Source organism: Erythrobacter sp., assembly GCF_040217515.1.
GTDB lineage: Bacteria > Pseudomonadota > Alphaproteobacteria > Sphingomonadales > Sphingomonadaceae > Erythrobacter.
In genome coordinates this window covers 140905-161998 of sequence record NZ_JAVJPT010000012.1, presented here as the reverse complement: position 1 = coordinate 161998, position 21094 = coordinate 140905, and the positions used below count along the sequence as shown (strand labels likewise).

At 64.7% G+C, this 21094-nt stretch carries 18 protein-coding genes; 12 read left to right on the top strand and 6 right to left on the bottom strand.

The features are described from left to right. Positions 1 to 7 precede the first annotated feature (7 nt). The 9 genes from trpE (at position 8) to lexA (ending at position 8495) form a co-directional block, all read left to right on the top strand. Positions 8 to 1546, top strand: a complete 1539-nt coding sequence (gene trpE, locus RIB52_RS13915; protein ID WP_502879550.1) for an anthranilate synthase component I — start codon at positions 8 to 10, stop codon at positions 1544 to 1546. Continuing rightward, positions 1543 to 2391 carry a phosphodiester glycosidase family protein gene (locus RIB52_RS13910; protein WP_350176553.1) on the top strand — a complete coding sequence of 283 codons (849 nt, stop codon included), beginning with the start codon at positions 1543 to 1545 and terminating at the stop codon, positions 2389 to 2391. The genes trpE and RIB52_RS13910 overlap by 4 nt, the downstream gene beginning before the upstream one ends. Beyond that, on the top strand, positions 2388 to 3353 hold the full coding sequence (gene pip, locus RIB52_RS13905) for a prolyl aminopeptidase (protein ID WP_350176551.1): 966 nt from the start codon (positions 2388 to 2390) through the stop codon (positions 3351 to 3353). Before RIB52_RS13910 ends, pip begins: the two co-directional genes overlap by 4 nt. After that, positions 3350 to 3973 (top strand): anthranilate synthase component II, encoded by a 624-nt coding sequence (locus RIB52_RS13900; RefSeq protein ID WP_350176549.1) that lies wholly within the window; start codon positions 3350 to 3352, stop codon positions 3971 to 3973. Before pip ends, RIB52_RS13900 begins: the two co-directional genes overlap by 4 nt. Continuing rightward, positions 3970 to 4962 (top strand): anthranilate phosphoribosyltransferase, encoded by a 993-nt coding sequence (trpD, locus tag RIB52_RS13895; protein ID WP_350176547.1) that lies wholly within the window; start codon positions 3970 to 3972, stop codon positions 4960 to 4962. Before RIB52_RS13900 ends, trpD begins: the two co-directional genes overlap by 4 nt. Before the next feature lie 103 nt (positions 4963 to 5065). Next, a complete protein-coding gene (trpC, locus tag RIB52_RS13890; protein ID WP_350176545.1) occupies positions 5066 to 5854 on the top strand; it encodes an indole-3-glycerol phosphate synthase TrpC in 789 nt (262 codons plus the stop codon). An 81-nt stretch (positions 5855 to 5935) separates the two neighbouring features. Beyond that, positions 5936 to 6418 (top strand): cyclic pyranopterin monophosphate synthase MoaC, encoded by a 483-nt coding sequence (gene moaC / locus RIB52_RS13885; protein ID WP_350176543.1) that lies wholly within the window; start codon positions 5936 to 5938, stop codon positions 6416 to 6418. Further along, the gene (locus tag RIB52_RS13880; RefSeq protein WP_350176541.1) at positions 6415 to 7611 is read left to right on the top strand and encodes a molybdopterin molybdotransferase MoeA; all 1197 of its coding nucleotides are present in this window, start codon (positions 6415 to 6417) and stop codon (positions 7609 to 7611) included. Before moaC ends, RIB52_RS13880 begins: the two co-directional genes overlap by 4 nt. A gap of 185 nt (positions 7612 to 7796) precedes the next feature. Further along, the gene (lexA, locus tag RIB52_RS13875) at positions 7797 to 8495 is read left to right on the top strand and encodes a transcriptional repressor LexA (protein ID WP_350176539.1); all 699 of its coding nucleotides are present in this window, start codon (positions 7797 to 7799) and stop codon (positions 8493 to 8495) included. Positions 8496 to 8781: 286 nt separating this feature from the next. Here lexA and RIB52_RS13870 read toward each other — a convergent pair whose 3' ends face one another. Beyond that, positions 8782 to 10950, bottom strand: a complete 2169-nt coding sequence (locus tag RIB52_RS13870; RefSeq protein ID WP_350176537.1) for a ComEC/Rec2 family competence protein — start codon at positions 10948 to 10950, stop codon at positions 8782 to 8784. A gap of 190 nt (positions 10951 to 11140) precedes the next feature. Here RIB52_RS13870 and gltX point away from each other — a divergent pair, with 190 nt between their 5' ends. Both gltX and RIB52_RS13860 read left to right on the top strand, forming a co-directional pair. After that, positions 11141 to 12556 (top strand): glutamate--tRNA ligase, encoded by a 1416-nt coding sequence (gltX, locus tag RIB52_RS13865; protein ID WP_350176535.1) that lies wholly within the window; start codon positions 11141 to 11143, stop codon positions 12554 to 12556. A gap of 55 nt (positions 12557 to 12611) precedes the next feature. Next, entirely contained in the window at positions 12612 to 13898 is a 1287-nt protein-coding gene (locus tag RIB52_RS13860; RefSeq protein ID WP_350176533.1) for a citrate synthase, read from the top strand. Between the two features lie 229 nt (positions 13899 to 14127). On the opposite strand, the gene RIB52_RS13855 is transcribed toward RIB52_RS13860, so the two are convergent. The 4 genes from RIB52_RS13855 to RIB52_RS13840 all read right to left on the bottom strand — a co-directional run bounded on the left by RIB52_RS13855 (position 14128) and on the right by RIB52_RS13840 (position 18170). Continuing rightward, a complete protein-coding gene (locus tag RIB52_RS13855; protein ID WP_350176531.1) occupies positions 14128 to 15537 on the bottom strand; it encodes a sensor histidine kinase in 1410 nt (469 codons plus the stop codon). Beyond that, entirely contained in the window at positions 15534 to 16517 is a 984-nt protein-coding gene (locus tag RIB52_RS13850; protein WP_350176529.1) for a hypothetical protein, read from the bottom strand. Before RIB52_RS13850 ends, RIB52_RS13855 begins: the two co-directional genes overlap by 4 nt. A gap of 10 nt (positions 16518 to 16527) precedes the next feature. Further along, entirely contained in the window at positions 16528 to 17763 is a 1236-nt protein-coding gene (locus tag RIB52_RS13845; protein WP_350176527.1) for a hypothetical protein, read from the bottom strand. 95 nt (positions 17764 to 17858) lie between these two features. Continuing rightward, positions 17859 to 18170 (bottom strand): Hpt domain-containing protein, encoded by a 312-nt coding sequence (locus tag RIB52_RS13840; protein ID WP_350176525.1) that lies wholly within the window; start codon positions 18168 to 18170, stop codon positions 17859 to 17861. Positions 18171 to 18239: 69 nt separating this feature from the next. Between RIB52_RS13840 and RIB52_RS13835 the strand changes: the two genes are divergently transcribed. After that, positions 18240 to 20810: a coiled-coil domain-containing protein gene (locus tag RIB52_RS13835; protein WP_502879549.1), complete on the top strand. Its 2571-nt coding sequence runs from the start codon at positions 18240 to 18242 to the stop codon at positions 20808 to 20810. Here the strand turns inward: RIB52_RS13835 and RIB52_RS13830 are convergent. Then, positions 20807 to 21091 (bottom strand): DUF1467 family protein, encoded by a 285-nt coding sequence (locus RIB52_RS13830; protein WP_350176521.1) that lies wholly within the window; start codon positions 21089 to 21091, stop codon positions 20807 to 20809. The genes RIB52_RS13835 and RIB52_RS13830 overlap by 4 nt on opposite strands. Between the last annotated feature and the right edge of the window lie 3 nt (positions 21092 to 21094).

Genomic DNA, 21094 nt, shown 5'->3' with positions numbered 1-21094 from the left:
GACAGGTATGGAGAAAGTGCTGGGCCGAGCGGTACATGGTGCCGAGGAGGCGGAGCGCGCGCTTCGTGCGGGTAAACCCGCGCTGGTCTGGCGCATGGTGGTCGCGGATTGCGACACGCCCGTGGGCGCGGCAAGGCGGCTCATCGAACCGGGGCGCGGCGACTTCCTGCTCGAATCTGTCGAAGGGGGCGAGGTTCGCGGACGCTACAGCCTGCTCGGCCTCGATCCCGATCTGGTGTTCCGCGCCCGCTGCAGAAGGGCGGAGATCAATCGCGACTGGCAAAGTGATCGGGACGCGTTCGCAGAACTGTCCGGCAATCCCCTTGACCGGTTGCGAGAGCTTGCAAGCGCCTGCCGCATCGACGTACCCGAGGCCCTGCCCCCTGCCCTTGCATGTCTCGTGGGCTATTTCGGCTATGAGACGATCGGACTGGTCGAGAAACTGCCTCGCGCGCCAGACAGCCCGCTCGATTTGCCGGACATGCTGTTCGTTCGCCCGACGCTCATTTGCGTTTTCGACGGACTGACCGACAGCCTGTTTTGCGTCGCACCGATCTGGCAGGCGGACGATCCCGAAGCCGCCATTACCAACGCGGGTGAACGGATCGACAGTGCGCTCGCCGCGCTCTCTCACCCGCGCCCGCCCGAGCCGCGTGTCGGCCCTAACACGCCCGCACCGGAACCGCTCCCTGTCTTATCCGGGGAGGACTACAAGGCAATGGTCGGCAACGCGAAAGACTATATTCTTGCAGGCGATATATTTCAGGTCGTTCTCGCACAGCGCTTCACCTGCGATTTCGAGCTTCCCCCGCTCGCGCTCTACCGAGCGCTAAGGAGGGTAAATCCCTCGCCTTTTCTCTTTTTTCTCGACCTGCCGGGTTTTGCCATCGTCGGCTCCAGTCCGGAGATCCTCGTTCGGGTGCGCGCGGAACAGGCGGGCAGGCGCGAGGTGACGATCCGGCCGATCGCGGGAACGCGCCCGCGCGGCGAGACGCGCGCCGAAGATCTCGCAAACGAGTCCGAACTGCTCGCCGATCCGAAAGAATGCGCCGAGCACCTGATGCTGCTCGATCTCGGCCGGAACGATGTGGGCCGGGTGGCCTCGCGCGGCAGCGTCGCCGTCACTGACAGCTTCACCATCGAGCGCTACAGCCACGTTATGCATATCGTGAGCAACGTCGTGGGCGAATTGGCCGAGGGGCGCGACGCACTCGACGCGCTCTTCGCGGGCTTTCCCGCAGGGACGGTGTCTGGCGCGCCCAAGATCCGCGCTTGCGAGATCATCGCCGAACTGGAGCCCGAAACGCGTGGAGCCTATGCCGGGGGCGTCGGCTATTTTGCGCCCGACGGGTCAGTGGATTCGTGCATAGTCCTTAGAACTGCGGTGCTAAAGGACGGTGTCATGCACGTGCAGGCAGGTGCCGGGATCGTCGCGGATTCGCACCCCGATGCCGAACTCGCCGAATGCCGGGCAAAGGCCGGCGCTCTGTTCGCTGCTGCACGCGAAGCGGTACGCATCGCCGGCGAACCGGGATACGGCCAGTGAAGCGCCGCGCTACGATCTTCGCCTTGCCAGCCGTTCTTGCCATAGCGGCCTGCGAGCAAAAGCCTGCCGGAGAGCCTGTCGTGCGCACCGAGCTCGACGAGTCGGGGCCGGATCAAGCGGAGGAAGTCGTGGACGCGGAAGCTTTACCCGAAGCGTCTACGGAACCCCAGCGTGCCTCGGTGTGCATTGCGGTCGCGTTCGAAGGCACGCAGCTTACGCATTGCATCGCCGATCCCGAGACGCACACGATCCGCACCGTGCTTGCACCCGGGGGCGGACAGCCCTTCGGCTCGCTCGCCGCCTTGGCAGACGCAACCGCTTCGAAGACCATCGCCTTCGCCGTCACTGGCGGGGCTTTCGGCGATGACCTGCGCGCGCTCGGCTATTACGTCGAAGAGGGCGAACGCCTCTCCGAACTGGATCGCGGAGAAGGCGACGGCAATTTCTACATGAAACCGAACGGCGTCTTTTTCGGCAGCGGCGAAGATTGGCGCGTGCTATCGACCGGCAGGTTCTTTGCGACCGTGCGCGACCGCCCGCAATTCGGGACGCAATCGGGCCCGATGCTGGTGACGGGCGGCGAGCTCCACCCGGATTTCGAGGATGATGGCGCTTCGCGCACTTTGCGCAACGGCGTGGGCATCGATGCGGAAGGCCATGCGCATTTCGTCATCTCGGACGAACCCGTAAGCTTCGGCAAGATCGCGCGCTTCTATCGCGACGAGATCGGAACTAAGGAGGCGCTGCTGCTCGCTTCGGGCAATTCGGCGCTCTGGGACCCTGCGACCGGGCGGCTCGACGAGGGACGCGCGGGGCCGATTCTCGTCGTGGAGAACAAGCCGTGACACTCGCCTATGACCGGACGCTCTATCCGGAGATCGAGCCTTACGAAACCGGGATGCTCGACGTGGGCGAAGGCCACACGCTTTATTACGAGCGAGTCGGCACGCCCGGCGCAAAGCCGGCCGTATTCCTCCATGGCGGTCCGGGAGGCGGGATGAGTCCGTCACATCGCTGCCAATGGAATCCCTCGCTCTATGATGTGCTGCTGTTCGACCAGCGCGGCTGTGGGAAGTCGCTGCCTTTCGCCGAAATAGAGAACAACGACACACAACGCATCGTCGCCGATATCGAGCGCCTGCGCGCAATGTGCGGGCACGAAAAATGGCAGGTCTTCGGCGGCAGCTGGGGCGCGACGCTCGCCCTCGCCTATGCTCAGGCGCATCCGGACCGCGTAAGCGAGATCGTGCTGCGCGGCGTCTTCCTCGCGCGCCAGAAGGAAAAACGCTGGCTCTATTCCTACGGGGCGAGCGAGATCATGGCCGAGCAGTGGGACCGTTTCAGCGGGCTCATCCCCGAGGCCGAACGGTGCGACCTCGTGAAAGCTTACCATGACCGGCTTACCAGCGACGACGAGGAAACCCGCTTTGCCGCCGCGCGCGAATGGTCCCTGTGGGAAGGCACGGTCGCGACCCTGCTGCCCAATGAGGCACTGATCGATGAATTCGCCGATCCGGCCAAGGCCGTTCCCTTCGCCCGGATCTGCGCGCGGTTCTTTCTTGAGGACTTTTTCCTGAAAGAGGGCCAGCTCTTACGCGACATGCACAGGATTCGTCATATCCCCGGCATCATCGTTCAGGGCCGCCACGACATCTGCACACCGCCGACCAGCGCCTGGCAAGTCAAGAAGGCGTGGCCCGAGGCCGAACTTTGGATCGTGCACGATGCGGGCCATTCCTCGAGCGAGCCGGGCATCATCGACGGCCTTGTGCGCGCGACCAACAAGCTTGCAGGTATGCAGACATGAATTCGCCCGACATCCTCGTCATCGACAATTACGACAGCTTCACTTTCAATCTCGTCCATTATCTTATGGAACTGGGGGCCGAGGTGCGGGTGGAACGCAATGATGCGATCTCCGCATCGGAGGCGCTGGCTACCGAAGCAAAGGGCTTTCTGATCTCGCCCGGACCCTGCACCCCCAACGAGGCAGGAGTGAGCCTCGATCTCGTCGCGGCCTGCGCGGATGCCAATGCGCCACTGCTCGGCGTATGTCTCGGTCACCAGGCTATCGGGCAGTATTTCGGCGGGCGAGTGGTGCGAGGCGGCCTGATGCACGGCAAGACCAGCCCCGTTACGCATGACGGCACGGGCGTTTTCGCAGGCCTGAGTTCCCCCTTCACTGCGACTCGTTATCACAGCCTCGAAGTGGTCGGTGCACCCGACGTGCTGATTCCCAACGCCCACGCCGAAACGCCCGGCAGCGATCACGCCAGCGTCATGGGCTTCCGCCATGGCGAGCTTCCAATCCACGGTGTCCAGTTTCACCCCGAAAGCATTGCGACCGAACACGGCCACGCCCTGCTTGCCAATTTCGCGCGCAAATGCGGGATCGAGGCTGTCGTGCCGGAAAGGGTCCGTGCATGACCAGCCTGCCCGACATTTCCGATCCCCTTTGCGAAACCGAAGCCGAAGCCGCCTTCGGCATGATCCTTGACGGAAAGCCGACCGAAGAAGAGATCGAACGCTTTCTCGTCGACCTTACCGAGCGCGGCGAAAGCTCCTCCGAAATCGCGGGCGCGGCCCGGGCGCTGCGCGCGCGGCTGATCCCGATCGAGGCGCCCGGGGATGCAATCGATGTCTGCGGCACGGGTGGCGATGGGCATCACACGCTCAATGTCTCTACCGCCGTCAGCCTCGTGGTCGCCGCCTGCGGCGTGCCAGTGGCGAAACACGGCAATCGCGCGGCTTCGTCCAAGGCGGGAGCGGCGGACACTCTAGAAGCGCTTGGGCTGAACATGGAAGCGGCCGGGCGAACGGCGGAAAAGACCTTGGCCGAAATCGGCATATGCTTCCTGTTTGCGCAGAATCACCATCCCGCCATGGGGCGCATCCAGCCCATCCGCAGGAAGATCGGTCGGCGCACAATCTTCAACCTGATGGGCCCGCTGTCGAATCCGGCGCGAGTTCACAGCCAGCTTATCGGCATTGCGCGCCCGGCCTATGTGCCGATCTACGCGGGCGCGATGGCGATGCTCGGAACCGGGCGCTCGCTCATCGTCTCGGGCGACGAGGGCCTCGACGAACTGAGCCTTGCGGGGGGGAACGAAGTCGCTGTTGTTACGGGCGACACATTCGAGATGCAGCGCGCAAGCCCCGAGGAAGCAGGCTTGCCGCGCGCCCCGATAGAGGCGATCCGCGGCGACGATGCCAAGCACAATGCAGCGGCGCTCAAAGCGCTGCTGATGGGTGCGCCAGGCCCTTATCGGGACGCGGTCCTGTTCAATGCCGCCGGAGCCCTGCGCGTGGCGATGCGCGGGACCGGCTGGACCGACCGGATCGAAACAGCGGCCGAAGCGATCGATTCGGGCGCGGCGCACCGCCTTCTCGAACGCTGGATCTCGCTGGCCGCATGACCTGCGATGCCGCTTCGATTGCGGGCGAGACATGCGCGTGCAAAGTCCTATCGACTTGGCTCGCCGCGAACGGCTAAGGCGGGTGCGAACAGCCCGGGGACCGATGAACAAGCTCGAAGAAATCTGCGCCGCAAAGCGCGAAATCGTAGCCGCCCGCCGACACGCGATCGCGCTGTCGGAGCTGGAGGCCGCAGCCGCACGCGCCGCCGCGCCCCGCGGCTTCGAAGCTGCACTACGTGCGGCAAGCAGCGAGGGCTTTGGCCTGATCGCAGAGATCAAGCGGGCAAGCCCTTCCAAGGGCCTTATTCGCGAGGACTTCCGCCCCGGCGACCATGCCCGCGACTACGAAAGCGGAGGCGCGGCCTGCCTTTCGGTTCTCACCGATGCGCCTTATTTCCAAGGTCATGAGGATTATCTCGTCGCCTCCCGAAGCGCATCCTCGCTTCCCGTGCTGCGCAAGGATTTCATGGTCGATCCCTGGCAATGCATCGAAGCGCGCGCGATTCAGGCCGATGCGGTGCTCGTGATCGTCGCGGCCCTTGACGACACCCAGATGGCCGAGATCGAGGACGCGGCCCTTGATCTCGGCATGGACGTCTTGGTCGAAGTCCACGACGAGGCCGAACTCGAACGCGCCGCGACGCGTCTCAAGTCCCGCCTGATCGGGGTGAACAACCGCGACCTCAGGACTTTCGAGACCTCGCTTACCGTTACGGAACGTCTCGCCCCGCTTGCTCCTGAGGGGGCGCTGATCGTGGGGGAAAGTGGAATCTATACTCATGCCGATTGCGAAAGGCTGGCAGCGGCAGGCGTACGCTGCTTTCTCGTCGGGGAAAGCCTCATGCGTGCAGACGACATAGCCGATGCGACGCGAAAATTGCTCCGAAGCTGACCATCCCGGTAAGGTGCAGCCGGTGCCGCGACGCTCGGAGCGTGGCAACCAGAGGGTCTCGGGTCGAAGGGAAGCGAGAGCATGGGCGGACTGACACACCTTGACGAAAACGGCGCGGCACGGATGGTCGATGTCGGCGGCAAGCAGGCGAGCAAACGCGTCGCTGTGGCCTCGGGCCGGATCGCCATGTCCCGTAAAGCGCTCGATGCGATACGCGAAGGGGATACGCCCAAGGGTGATGTGCTCGCCGCCGCCCGGATCGCGGGGATCATGGCGGCCAAGCGCACGGGCGAACTGATCCCGTTGTGCCATCCACTCGCGCTCGAAGCGGTGCATGTCGATTTCGCGCTCGAGAACGATGCTATCACCGTCACCGCCCAAGCTTCGCTGACCGGCAGGACCGGGGTCGAAATGGAGGCCATGGTGGCCGTCTCCACGGCGCTGCTGACGATCTACGACATGGCCAAGAGCATCGACAAGGCAATGGTGATCGGCGAGATTCGCCTGATCGAAAAGCGCGGCGGCAAAAGCGGCGACTGGCGCGCATCGGATCTTGGCGCATGAGCGGTACTCTGACGCTCGAGGAAGCGCAGGTCCGTCTGCTCGCCCTCGCCCCTGAGACACCTTCATATTCTGAGGATATAGGGCCTGTCTCACGCCCACGATATCTCGCCCGCGATGTGGAGGCGAAGCGCTCCCAGCCCGCCGCCGACCTGTCCGCGATGGACGGATATGCCCTCGGGGCCGGGCCGGGACCGTGGAAACGGATCGGCGAAAGCCGCGCCGGGCACCCTTTCGATAAAGCACTCGGGACGGGCGAATGCGTGCGCATATCGACCGGTGCGCACATGCCCGAAGGCAGCGACCGGGTCCTCATCCAGGAGGACGCGGATAAGGAGGGCGAGATGATATCGGCGAGCCAATGTCCGGCGCCGGGTCGTCACGTGCGCAAGGCGGGTTTTGACTTCCGCAAAGGCGATAGGCTGCTCGCCAAGGGCACACCTATTGCTCCTTCCGTCCTGGCGCTTGCCGCCGCCGCCGGACACGCCGCTCTGGAGTGGCGGGAGCCGCCGTCGGTCGCCGTTCTCGACAGCGGTGATGAACTCGTGCCGGTCGGACAACCCTGCGGACCGCACCAGATATTCGCCAGCAACGGAATCATGCTGAGCTCGATGCTGCACCCCCATGTCGGATCCGTCGACAGGCTCGGCCCGGTTGGTGATGATCCGGTCTCACTTGCGGAGGCCTTGCGACTGGCGGAAGACAAGCAGATCCTCGTCACATCGGGCGGGGCATCGGTGGGCGATCACGACCTGGTCCAGCAGGCGCTGAAGGACTGGGGCGCGCGGATCGATTTCTGGAAGGTCGCGGTCAAGCCGGGAAAGCCGATCATGGTAGCGACACGGCAAGCGGTCGATGGCACGCAGGTCATCGTCGGGCTGCCCGGCAATCCCGTATCGAGTTTCGTGACCGCCTTTCTATTTGTGCTGCCGCTGGTGCGGGCCGCAATGGGGGCGGCTGATCCATTGCCGCAGGGTTTGATCATGCAGGCCGGCGAAGACCTGCCGCCGACAGGCCCTCGCCGCGAATTCCTGCGCGCCACGCATGACGCAGGCACGGTCAGGCGTACCGGCTCACAGGATTCGAGCGGGCTGATGGCGCTCGCGCAAGCGAGCTGCTTGATCGAGCGGCCGGCAAACGCCGGGCCTGTCGAAAAAGGACATCCGGTAACGGTACATTTGCTCCAAAACGGCTGAAACGCGCCCGTTATCGGGTTCCGCCCGCTTGACTTGGTTGAAACGGTTGCCTATTCGTTCCGCATTCGTTCACCTTTTTGGTGGATGCCAGCATCGACTACGCACCCTTCCCGGTGCCTCTCGGCGATGCGCCGTTCCGGCATTCCGGCGCGCACGCGCAGGGATGCGACCTTGGGAGAATATCCATGCTGACTCAAAAGCAGCACGAACTGATCCGCTTCATCCAGCAAAGGCTCGAAGAAACCGGCGTTTCGCCCAGTTTCGAGGAGATGAAGGAAGCCCTCGACCTCAAAAGCAAGTCGGGTGTGCACCGCCTGATCTCGGCGCTCGAAGAACGCGGCTTCATCCGTCGCCTTCCCAATCGGGCGCGCGCACTGGAAGTCATACGCCAGCCCGAGGACGCGGCCCCGGCTCCGCGCAGCAGCGCGGGGCTCGATGCGGCGAATGACGCAGCTGCTTCTGTTTCACGTACCCTGCGCGATGCGCCCGAGCCCGCCAATGACGTCATCGAGATCCCGCTACACGGCAGGATCGCGGCCGGCGCCCCGATCGAGGCATTGGAAGGTCAGAATTCGCTGCCCGTGCCTGCCGCCCTGCTCGGCCCTGGCGAACATTACGCGCTCGAAGTATCCGGGGACTCGATGATCGAGGCGGGGATCTTCGATGGCGATTTCGCTCTCGTGAAACGCACCGACACCGCCCGCGACGGAGAGATCGTTGTGGCGCTGGTCCGGGGCGAGGAAGCGACGCTCAAATATCTCCACAAGGATGGTGGGACAGTAAGACTCGATCCGGCCAATACGGCATACGAACCGCAGGTCTACCGGAGCGAGGAGGTTCAGGTCCAAGGCAGGTTAGCGGGGCTTCTCCGGCGCTATCACTGAATAGGGCGGACTACGCTCAACCTGTGCCGAATCCTTCCAGTCGAATAGGCGCCATTGTCGGGGCGCGACGGCCGCATCGTAGTTTGACCGTGCCGTCCCGATTTCAGGCTTGTCTGGTTTGCCGTCCAGTTGACCCGCCAGAGGCCGGTACCGGGTGTAATCCGCTTGCCGGACAGGTTCGCTCTTCAATTCACTGCTTCAGTCGGCCCAATGCAGGCGTCGACACAGGCCAGTCGTTCGATGCGCATCGTGACTGACGGCATCGAACCATGGCCGCGACGCCTAATCAGTCTCGCTCACCGCGCCACCAACCGTGCTCGCCCTGGCTTTCGGCGACGCTGGTTATCTCACCGCGTCTGAGATCAATCGACAGCCCTCCCGTCCTCAGCAGCATCTTGCGATCGGCCTTGAGCCAGCGCGGACGGCAGGAGCGCGGCAGGAATCGGTCGGCGACGACAATGTCGGCGCGCGCACAGGCCGCAGCGAGGCGCCGTTCCTCGATCATATGGCGGTTGCGCGCCATCAGCAGGGTCCATGTCCTCCCACCACGCTCGATTCGGAGAGAGCAAAAGGCGCGAGAGCACCGTGCACCCGGCCATTGGACAAGCGGAATCGGATCGGCGGTGACGCTGGCAAGTTCGAGTAGGTTGTCTCGACTGTAAGACGAGCGGGTATCGCGCAGGCTCAGGAGGCGGCGGTTCCCGTCCGGCAGGTCGATAGTGATCCCGACATGTCGTCCGTCCCGGCCGATAAGTACGTCGGGGATCGGGGTCACAAGCAGCAGGAGCGTGGCAAGGCTCGCCGGCACGAAACCCAGCAGACGCGCGCGGCCGGTCCATAAAGCCAGCCACAGCCCTCCGGCCGCGAAAAGCGAAATCGTCAGGGCGTCCATCTGCGGCATGAGCTTGACCGCGCCGGGCTGCGCTGCCGTGACGTGAGCTATGCCGAGAAGGAGGTCCAGCGAGGCCTTCACCAGCCACCAGACCGGCGCGCCGAGCGCAACGACGTCGAGCAGCAGTCCGAGGGCGATAAGTGGCATTGAGACAAAGGTCACGAGCGGTATGGCGGCGACATTGGCCAGAGCCCCGTACAGCCCCGCGCGATGGAAATGATAGAGCACGATCGGCATCAGCGCGATCTCGATCACGAGGCCGGTCACGAACAGCATGATCACGCGCCGCCCGGCATGCCCCCACCACGGCTCCTCGCGCGGAGCGAGAAAGGCCCGCACCGGGGCCGATGCGCTCAGCGCGACGATCGCGAGTACGGCAGAGAAGCTCATCTGGAAGCTTGGCCCGGCCACGCTTTCCGGCCATAACAGCATAACCGCGAACGCCGCCGCCGCAACCATCCGCAAGGAGAGCGCATCGCGCCCCATCGCGAGCGCGACGAGTACCAGCAGCGCCGCGACGCAGCTGCGCACGGTCGGCACCTCGGCACCGGTAAGCAGGGTATAGCCGATCCCGGCAAGGGCGCCGCAGCCTGCGGCGAGCACGGGCAGACGCACACGCAAGGCGATGGTCGGGAATAGACCGAGCAGCTTGAGCGCCGCAAGATAGGCGGCCGCGATCACCGCGCTTACATGCAGCCCGCTGATCGAGAGCAGGTGGGTGAGGCCGGCATCGCGCATCGCCTCTTCGTCCGCCCGGTCGATTGCCCCCCTGTCGCCGCTTGCAAAGGCTGCGGCGATGGTCCCTGCAGAACCGTCCACCCGATCGCGCACATGCTGCGACAGGGCCCGCTGGACCCTGGCGATACCGCCACGCTGCGGCGCGGATTCGACCAGCTCGAGTTCGCCGATCAAGCTCCCGGTAGCGGCCAATCCGCGGAACCATGCCGTGCGCGCGAAATCGTAGGCTCCCGGCAACATCGGACTTGCAGGCGGCATAAGCCGCACTCGCATGCGCACGACGGCCCCCTCGGCTACCGAGCCCGTGCCCGCTCTCGCCTCGCCCGCGGCAAGCGCCTCGAGCGGGACATTGACCCTGATCTTGCGGCTTTCGCCTGAGGCTGAGTCCCTTACCGCAAGCGTCAATCGGGTGCGCTGTTCTGCAGGCTGGTCCTCGCGTTCGAGGACATAGCCCTGCACGCGCTCTATGACCGGGCGGTCCATAGCCTCGGCGCCGACGACCCCCGAACGCACCCAGATGACCGCGACCCCGGCAGCGAAGACGAGGCCCAACGCCATCATCGCCCGGCGCAGGTGCCCGCGCTCCTCTGCGATAGCGGAGCCGGTTGGCCACAGCGCAAACGCTGAGAGAAAGGCCAGTACGCCGCCACCGATCGCAGCGCTCCAATGCCATGGCGAGGGCATGGCGAACCACGCGAGAATGCCGCAGGCGAAAGCCACGGCCAGCCAGGGTGCGCGGTCGAAACCCGCCTCGGCGAGGAAGCGCTCGGCCTTCGCGAGCGCGACGTTTGCGAACCCGTTCGACGCCGCGCCGCCACTGGACAAACGCCGGACACTGGACAATCCCGAGCGCCTTTGCCAAGGGCGCGCAGGAGTGTCTCGGGTGGCCGACCCGGCGGCATCGCTGCCGGCGGCTCCCTCTCCCATCGGTATGATCGGCGCGTCGCCCATCGACCACCTCCCCCGGGGTCAAGGCCTCTTGGAAGTAGCCGTATTGAAAAGGAATTCGCACTCCATGGCAAGCGAAAGCACCACGCCAGTCGTTACCCGCTTCGCCCCTTCGCCGACAGGCTTTCTCCATATAGGCGGCGCGCGCACCGCGCTGTTCAACTGGCTATATGCCCGCCATCACGGCGGCAAGGCCCTGCTCAGGATCGAGGATACCGATACTAAGCGTTCGACACAGGAGGCGATCGACAAGATCCTCGAGGGTCTCGCCTGGCTCGGTCTCGACTACGACGAGGAGCCGGTATTCCAGTCGCAGCGGGCCGAGCGCCATGCCGAAGTCGCGCATCAGCTGCTCGAGGCGGGACATGCCTACAAATGCTTCGCGACGCCCGAGGAACTCGAGGCGATGCGGGCCGAACAGCGCGCGCAAAAGCAGCCGATGCGCTATGACGGGCGCTGGCGCGACCGCGACCCGTCCGAAGCGCCGGCTGGCGCGCCCTACACCGTACGGCTCAAAACCCCGCTCACGGGCGTCCTGACCATCGAGGACGAAGTGCAGGGCACCGTATCGGTCAAGAACGAGGAACTCGACGACTATATCATCCTGCGTGCGGACGGGACCCCGACCTATATGCTCGCAGTGGTCGTTGACGATCACGACATGGGCGTCACCCACGTCATCCGCGGTGACGATCATCTCAACAACGCATTTCGCCAGCTGCCGATCTATCGCGCCATGCAGCAGATCGAGGGCGGCTGGGACGATCCCGCCTACGCGCACATCCCCCTCATCCATGGCGCCGACGGGGCGAAGATGTCGAAACGGCACGGCGCGGTCGGGGTGGCGAGTTATCGCGACGAGCTCGGTATCCTTCCCGATGCCATGTTCAATTACCTGTTGAGGCTCGGCTGGGGCTACGGCGATCGCGAGGAGATCAGCCGCGAAGAGGCGGTCGAGCTGTTCGATCTGTCGGGCGTCGGCAAGAGCCCGTCGCGTTTCGACCTCAAGAAGCTGCAGAATCTCAATGGCCATTACATTCGTGAAACGGACGACAGGGTTCTGACCGACCTTGTCCTGCCACGCCTGCCGGAAGGGGCGGACAGGGCGCTCTTGGAAGAAGCCATGCCCGTGCTCAAAGTTCGTGCGAGGAACCTCGACGAAATCGCTGAAGGCGCAGGCTTTCTCTTTGCCACCCGGCCGCTCGACATGACGGAGAAGGCAGCGGGCCTGCTCGACGATGAAGCACGTGCGCGCCTTGCATTGGTTTCACGGGCGCTGGCGCAGGAAAATCACTGGACAAGCGAGGCTCTCGAAGCCACTACGAAAGCGCTGGCCGAAGACTTGGGATTGGGCCTCGGCAAGCTCGCGCAACCGATGCGCGCCGCACTCACCGGGACGACGACCTCGCCCGGTATTTTCGATGTTCTGGTCCTTCTGGGACGGGATGAAGCCCTCGCACGGCTCGACGCGCAGGCCGCCTGATCGCCGCCTCGACGCGAAGCCACAAGGGGGCAAAGGTTAGAGCAGGAGACACATCTTGGCAGACAAGCACGCGAAACTCGAGCTTGGCGGCGAAACTCACGATTTTCCCGTCTTGAGCGGCAGCACCGGGCCGGATGTTGTCGACATCCGCAAGCTTTACGGCTCGACCGGGCATTTCACCTTCGACCCGGGCTACAAGTCCACCGCAAGCTGCGAGAGCGCGCTGACTTATATCGACGGGAACGAGGGCGTCCTTCTGCATCGCGGCTATCCGATCGGCCAGCTGGCCGAGCACTCGTCCTTCATGGAAGTCGCCTATCTACTGCTCAACGGAGAATTGCCGAGCGGCGGCGAGCTCGACGAGTTCACCTACACGATCACTCGCCATACCATGCTGCACGAGCAGCTGCGCCAGTTCTATCAGGGTTTCCGCCGCGACGCCCACCCCATGGCGATCATGTGCGGTGTCGTCGGTGCGCTTTCAGCGTTCTACCACGACAGCACGGACATTTCCGATCCGGAGCACCGCAAGATCTCGAGCCATCGACTGATCGCGAAGATGCCGACGATCGCGGCGATGGCCTACAAGTACGCGATCGGCCAGCCTTTCATGCAACCGGACAATTCCCTTTCCTACACAGGCAATTTCCTGCGCATGACCTTCGGTGTCCCGGCCGAGGAATATGAGGTGATTCCCGAAGTCGAACGCGCGATGGACCGGATCTTCATCCTCCATGCCGACCACGAACAGAACGCTTCTACTTCGACCGTCCGGCTGGCAGGTTCGTCGGGCGCGAACCCCTTCGCCTGCACCGCGGCGGGCATCGCCTGTCTTTGGGGCCCGGCCCACGGCGGCGCGAACGAGGCGGCGCTCAACATGCTGCGCGAGATCGGCACGCCCGATAAGATCCCACACTACATCGAACGCGCCAAGGACAAGAACGACCCGTTCCGACTGATGGGCTTCGGTCACCGGGTCTACAAGAATTACGACCCGCGCGCCACGGTCATGCAGAAGACCGTGCGGGAAGTCTTCGATGCCCTGAATGTCAAGGACCCGGTGTTCGAGACCGCTTTAAGACTCGAGGAAATCGCGCTCAGCGACGATTATTTCCGCGAGAAGAAGCTGTTCCCCAACGTGGATTTCTATTCGGGCATCATCCTTTCTGCGATCGGCTTCCCGACCACGATGTTCACCGCGCTCTTCGCACTTGCCCGCACGGTCGGCTGGGTCGCGCAGTGGAACGAGATGATCTCCGATCCCGCGCAGGTTATCGGCCGTCCGCGCCAGCTCTACACCGGGCCGACCGAGCGCGATTACGTGCCTCTCGACAAGCGATAAGGTCACCGTCCAGAGCGATATGGGGCGGTCCTTTCTTGCATTTGCCCCGCAGGCGCTGAGGGTTTCCGGTGGGCCCTGAATGTCGCAGGGCCTCACTAGCGGTATGTGTGGCCGCCCGGCAGCTTCATGCTCGCACAGCGCGAATTGGCCTTATTAGACAGGGCTATTGCAGCGGGCATCGGGAATTGCTGAATTGGGCGCCCACACGTATCGCGCGGCGCTAGGCGGTCTATCGGGCAGGAAAGGTCGGCAGGTCGAGCCTGAAAAGCGCGCCGCATCCGTCGTCGACGCTTTCTCGGCTTGTCACCGTCAGTTCACCGTCCATCGCCCTTGCAAGTCGCTGCGAAATATAGAGGCCCAGGCCCGATCCGCCGTCATTGTCCCGCCCGAGTCTTTCGAACTTGTCGAAAATCCGCGCGGCCTGTTCTTCGCTGATGCCGGGGCCCTCGTCGGCGACGCTTATCGCGACCCTGCCATTCCTGCTTTCGTGAGTTCGCACCGTCACCCGGCTGTTATCGGGTGAATAGGCGATAGCGTTTCCGATGAGGTTGAGAAGGATTTGCAGCACTCGGCGAAACTCGGCCCTGGCCTGGCAGCCCTCGTCCTCTTCGGGAAGGTCGAGAGTGATACCGCGCGCCTGTGCCCTGACGCCCAATATCCCGGCTGCCCGGCGCGCCGCATCGGCGAGATCGACCTTCTCGCGCGCGGTGCTGAAGCCGGGCGTTTCGACCACTTCGAGATCGGCAAGATCGTCGAGCATGCCCGACAGGTGTTGCCCGGCCGCCGCAATCGTTCCTGCATATTCGGTATATTCTTCGCGCAGCGGCCCCGCGAGCCGGGAACGGATCGTCTCGGCATTGGCGATGATGCGGGCAATGGGCTGGCGCAGGACGGGCGTGAGCGCGCTGCCAATAAGACGGCTGTGCCCGGCCGCAGCGTCATCTTCGCTGTCTTGCGTGCTGTGTATTCCAGATAGCGGCTCTTCCGGCACGAGCAGCCATTCGAACCCGGCAGGCGCGGTGCTGACCGAGCCGAGCGGGAGCAGCCGCACGCGCCAATGGCGCTGCGAGCCTGGCAGCGTGCAATGGGAGCCATCGAGCAGGCGCCAATGAAGCGGCTGGCGGTGGGCGACATCCTGTAAAGTGACATAATCGGTCCAGGTCCGCCCGGGTTCGCGTGAGATCGCCGCTTCGAGCTCTCGCGCATCGGGTGCTGCGGCGCTGACGAGTTGGACCCGCTGGGCTGCGTCGAGCCGCCCGCTGGCCTCCGCGCTGGCGCGGTCGATCGCATCGAGCTGTTCGGCAAATTCGCTCGCCCCGGCAAGGGCATTCGGCTGGCGCTGCCAGTTCTCGACCAGCAGCTCGCACCCCTCGCCGTCCTCGCCGCCGCGCGGGTGGACCCGAGCGAAGCCGGTGATCCTGTCGTCGCCGTCATGGGCTGCGAATTCGCGGGCAATGCGCAGGTCCATGGAACGCGCCTGCCGAACGAGTACGAGCAATTCGGGCACTGCCAGCACGCCGGGCAGATCGCCTCCACAGGCCAGTTGCAGTTCCGCCAGCGGTTCGTCGGCGGTCACGAGCCGGTCTTGCGCGTCGGTCAGCCCACGGGCTGCAAGCAGGGTGTCGCCGCGCTCGATCATCGGTCTAGATCGACCACACGCGCTTCGGAGCGGGCGAGGATCGCCTGGGCACGGTCGGGCGCAAGCTGGCCGATCACCTCGGGCACGCGGATGCCGGGTTCGAGCAGGAGGAACTGCCGCTCGATCGCCTGCGCATCCAGCCCGGCAGCGCGAAAGGCGAGAGCCAGACGCGCGGCCTGGCTTTCGTGGCAGGCGATCACGGCATTGTCACGCGGCTGGCGGCTCACTGCGGCAAGGGCGCTGGCGAACAGGGCGAGCCCTGCATGCTCGAGTTCGAGCGCGGCGAGCGCGCCATTACCCATCGCCGAGACAAGCCGGGAAAGCAGGCCGACCCGGCTCGCGCCCTCGTCATAGGAACGCTTGAGCCGTTCGACCGCGCCCTTCGGCACAGCCCCGCGCCCGCGCCCGCGCGCGACCGATTCCCAGCATGCCATAACGCTCAGGAACAATTCGGCGGGAAGCTCGGCAAGCGGCATGTCCATCCGCCTCTGGCTCTGCACGAAGCGCGACTGGGCCGCGAGCGTCGCCATGGCCAGTTCAGCGATGGCGGGCTGGTCGGATGCGATCAGCTCCTGCAAAAGCGGGCTTAGGACCGGATCGAGCGAAGCGCGCCGCTCGAGCCGTTCGGCAAGGTGGCTCTCCATCGCGAGCACATAGGCATGCCCGAGAACCACATGGTCGGACCCGAGCCGGTCGGCAAGGGTATCGACCGCCTCGGGCGGATCGCCCTCGCCGTGTGCAGTGCTACCGAGCACCTCCGCCCGCTCGGCGGCGAGCAATTGTCGGGATAGGTGTTCGAGCATGCCGCGCACCCGCGCGACAATCGCATCGCTCAAGAGCGAATGGCCGGAAGTTTCGAGCATGTGCGCGAGCACCGGGGCGACCCCGCGCAGCGAGCGGTCCCCGCGCGCGAGTTCCTCTTTCAGGAGGCGCTCCACGCTGGTGAGTTCACCGGAAATGTTGGTCGCAGGCTCTGCCATACTGTCCCGGTTACCGTGGTATAGTTAAGTCGGCGTTAGCTTGTTCCGATCCGGAGTGCAGCAGCGATTGCACCAGCGCAGCAAGCCCGAAAAGCGCCAGCGCCGGGGCGAGCAGGTCGAACCCGGCCGCGAACGCAAGGCCGGCAAGGTGGATCGGCCGGTCCTTCCAGAAGGCCCGCGCGAGCGGCCCCGCAGCACGCGCTGCGAGCCGCGTAAGCCCAACCGTCAACGGACCCAAAGCGCCGATTGCGGGCCCTGTCGCATCCCCATTCGAAAACAGCGCCGCAAGACCGAGCGCAGCGCTCGCAAGGATGTCGCATATGCCCGAAAAGCGCGCAGCGGGGAACGCTCGCGCCGTCTCCCCCAAGAGTCCGCGCGCAATCCTCGCCGCCGCCAGCGACCATACCCCTGCAAAGGCACCCATGGCGGCCAGTACGAGCCCCGCCGGGCCGAAACCGAACCCGGCAAGCACCGTGCCCGTAACGAGCAGGATCAAGGCCATTCCTGCGCCCACGAATGGCCCCGCAGAAAGCCCGCGCGGCGCAAGCCGACGGGCGATTTGCTGCGCCAGCGCAAGTCCCGGCCCAGTCCAGGGTGTGTCGACAAGCCCGCTGTCGATCAGAACCCGTTCACGCGCCGCCAGCGCTTCGTCAGAGCCAGCAAGCAGCCATTCGCCCGCAGAGATCGCCTCGGGCGCAAGTGCGCGGCAGGGTGTACCGGACTGCAGTGCAAGGCGCAGCAGCAGCGGGACCGTCGCTCCGTCTGCGGGAAGGTCGGCAAATTGCTGAACGGGCGCGGCGTGCATGACGAGTGCGCCAGCCCAGGCGCGTTCGCGATCGATCCGTTCGAAGACTTCGGGATGGGCCTGCGCCAGTGGATGGCCAGCCGGCAGCGTCGCAACGCCCTTGGCGAGCACACCTTCGCTGGAAATCGCCGCCTGCAAGACGGCGCGATCCACGACCAGCCCGTCGAGTAGCACGATCAGTTCGTCGTCGGCTCTTACGAGAGCGGGCAGTTGTCGCCCGGAACGCAGGGCGTGGAACTCCCCGCCACCGCCTTCGACTGCACGCTGCAGCGACAAGATCTCTTCGCCAAAGCGCTCGGTCAGGCAGATCACCCTTTCGCATCCAAGCGCGCGCATCGTCTCGCCCTGCCAGGCAAGCACGCTGCGTCCGCCGAAAAGCAGCCCCGCGCGCAGGGAACCATCATCGTCGTGATCGAGAGACGCCAGAAGGGCCGTGCGCAAGGTCTTGTCCCCGAACCGTTGAGGGCCCTTGGCTACGCTTTTACGGCCTTCCCCTTCAAGCGGCGGCGGCACGCTTTGTCCCGATTATGCGCGGGTCAGGCGTGCGCGCAACCCGAAAACCTGGCTAGCACCCGCTCGATTTCGCGAATCGCGGCCGGTTCGCCGGGGGCGGAAACAAGCGCGTTTTCGGCTGCGACCAGCAATTCCTCGGCGTGAAAGCTCGCAGCCAGACCCTTAAGCCGCATTGCAGCGACGTTCCAGTTCCCATCGCAGCGCGAACGGCGCAGCAGGTCAAGCTGGCGCACGGCACTGTCGAGGAAAGCATTGCGCAATTCGCCCATCAGCGCCGGGTCGTCGCCCGCCGCCGCAGCGATCGTCGCATCGAGTGCACCGCTCTCATTCGCCATAGCGAGTATGTATCCGCGACGGAGTTAATGCGGGGTTTATCGAGCGCTGCACTGTGGTATTGATTGAACATGCAAGGCGGACACCACATCAGGGCGATCGGCCGCGGGCCACAGCCGCAGGAGCAAGCGCAGAGCAATGCTTCCAGCGTGGATGGACCCGGCGACAAGGGTGAGCCCCCCTCCTTCGAGGAGGACTCGGCAGACGTCGTCAGTCAGGACGAAATCGAAGCCGCGGACCCCGAGGTGTCGCGCTTCGGTTGGGCCGCTCCCGCTATTGCGCTGTTCGCCATCGCGGCATGGACCGGCTTCTATGGCTGGGCATTGCGCGACGAATTGGCCGCTGCGACATCGGCCCCTCCCGGTTCCTGGATCGGCTGGATCGTCGACTGGTCGATCCCCGTCCTGCTTGTCGGTGTCGGTTACCTCGTCGCCATGCGCAATTCCCGCGTGGAGGCGAAACGTTTCGCTGCCTCTGCCGCGCTGCTCAGCCGGGAAAGCGCCCAGCTCGAAACACGTCTTGCAGTGATCAACCGCGAGCTCAGCCTCGCGCGCGAGTTTCTTGCCGCGCAATCGCGCGAACTCGAATCGCTCGGACGCGTAGCGAGCGAGCGGATTTCCGCCCATGCCGGCGAATTGCAGCAATTGATCGGCGATAACGGCGCGCAGGTCGATGCGATAGGCTCTGCGAGCGAGACGGCGCTTGCCAACATGAACCGGCTGCGCGACGGACTTCCGGTAATCGCAAACTCGGCTCGTGACGTTTCGAACCAGATCGGCAATGCCGGCCGTACCGCGCAGGGGCAACTCGACGAACTGGTCGAAGGTTTCGAGCGCCTGAATGAATTCGGCGCGGCCAGCGCGGCCCAAGTTGCCGCACTCGGGAAGAAAGTCGGCGAAACGCTTGCCGGTTTCGAAGAACAGCTCTCGGCGATCGAACAACTGGCCTCGGGCCGGTTCAACGCTCTCGGCCAAGAGGCGGAGACATATCGTTCGACGCTCGAACAGACCGAAACATCAGCGCTCGAGGCGCTGCGCGAACGAGTGACCGCCCTGCGCGAGGAGAGCGAAGCCGCGGCAGCGACATTGCGCGACGGCGAGGAAGCCGCCCTCGCCCGGCTTCGTGAAGCGAAAGGCCGACTTCACGACGAAATCGCCGAAACCGTAGCGACGCTCGAAGGGATCGATCGAAAGGCAATGGAAGCGGCTCGCCAGCGTCTCAAGGAGCTATACGAGGAAGCGGAGCGCTTCGACGACCGGCTAGAAACGCGCGACCGCCGCTTCATGGAGGATATCCGGCGCCGGCAGGAAGAATTCGAGACGCGCGAATCGCAGGCGAGCGAAGTCCTCGCCCAACGGCTTGCCGACCTCGACGAAGCGCTCGCCCAGCGGCGTGAGGTGCAGGTCGAGGAAACCGGCAAACTCGTAGCCCATGGCCGCGATCTCGAAGAACACCTCGAGCGGCTCGGCACCCTCGTCGCAGAGGTCGCGAAGGCCTCTGAAAGCGCGCAGGAAGGCCTTGGCAGCGGTCTTGGTACGTTGGGACAGCAGCTCGGCGAACGGCAACGCGAACTGGCGGAGACCGAGAGCCAGCTAGCCGAGCTGACAGAAGCCGGTATCCGCCTTCTGGAGATCATCCAGTCTGGAGCACGGCATGCGCGTGATGACTTGCCCAAGGCGATCGAGACCGCAACCGGGACCCTGGCATCGGTCGAACAGCGTGCGCAGACCGTGGGTACGATGATGCTTACGGCCAAGGGGCATGGCAGCGAATTGTCGGATTACCTTGTCAGGACGCACGGCGAGATCGAAACGACCCAAGCGTTGATCGAAAACCTTGCGCAGCGATTGCACGAGCGCTCGGAAGACACGCTCGCCCGACTGGCCGGCCTGCGCGGGGGGTTTGAACGGCTCGCCGAGGAAAGCGACCGGCTCGGCGGCGAAACGCAGGATCGGCTTCGCACAACTCTCGAAGAACTGCGCGAAGCGACCGAAGTCGCCTTCCGCACGCTCGACGAAGGCGCGCGCGAGCGTTTGACGCGGCTCGCCGGGGAGATGGGCGGTGACGCCGTCGCAGCGCTTGAAAAAGCCCTGCGCAACGAAAGCGCCGAGACCATCGGGAGGATCGAGCAAGCGGCAGCTCATGCTTCCGGCGTGGGTCGCGAGGCGGCTGTGCAATTGCGTGATCAACTCGCCCGGGTGAACGAACTGACCGGCAATCTCGAACAGCGCGTCGCCCGCGCTCGCGAACAGGCCGAAGAGAAAGTCAACAACGATTTCGCCCGTCGGATGGCGCTGATTACCGACAGTCTGAATTCGGCCTCGATCGACATCGCATCGGCCCTATCGGCCGAAGTGACCGACACAGCCTGGGACTCTTATCTCAAGGGTGATCGCGGCATTTTCACCCGCCGCGCGGTGCGGCTGATCGACAGTAGCGAGGCGAAGGAAATCGCCGAGCTTTACCAGCGTGACGACGATTTCAAGGGGGCGGTCGCCCGGTACATCCACGATTTCGAAGCGATGCTGAGAGCCATGCTTTCCACGCGTGACGGCAATGCGCTGGGCGTGACGGTGCTGGGATCGGACGCGGGCAAGCTCTACGTCGTGCTTGCCCAGGCGATCGAACGCTTTCGCGACTAGCGCTGGAGTTCGGCGGGCGGCTCGGGCATCATGTCGATGTCCTCGGCGGTGATCCAACCCTGCTCGTAATTCAGCACATAGATGCCGGTCAGCACCGCGGCGAGCACTGTCGCCCGCAAGGCAAGGCGGCCCGGGCGGAAGTTGACAGGCGCACTCTCGGCCTGGCCCGGAACTTTTTCCGCACCTTCGTCCTCCGCCGTTCGCACACCGAAGGGCAGCATGACAAAGGCTGTGGCGATCCAGACAAGGAAGTAGATCGCGAGGATCGAGGTCCATGCCATCCC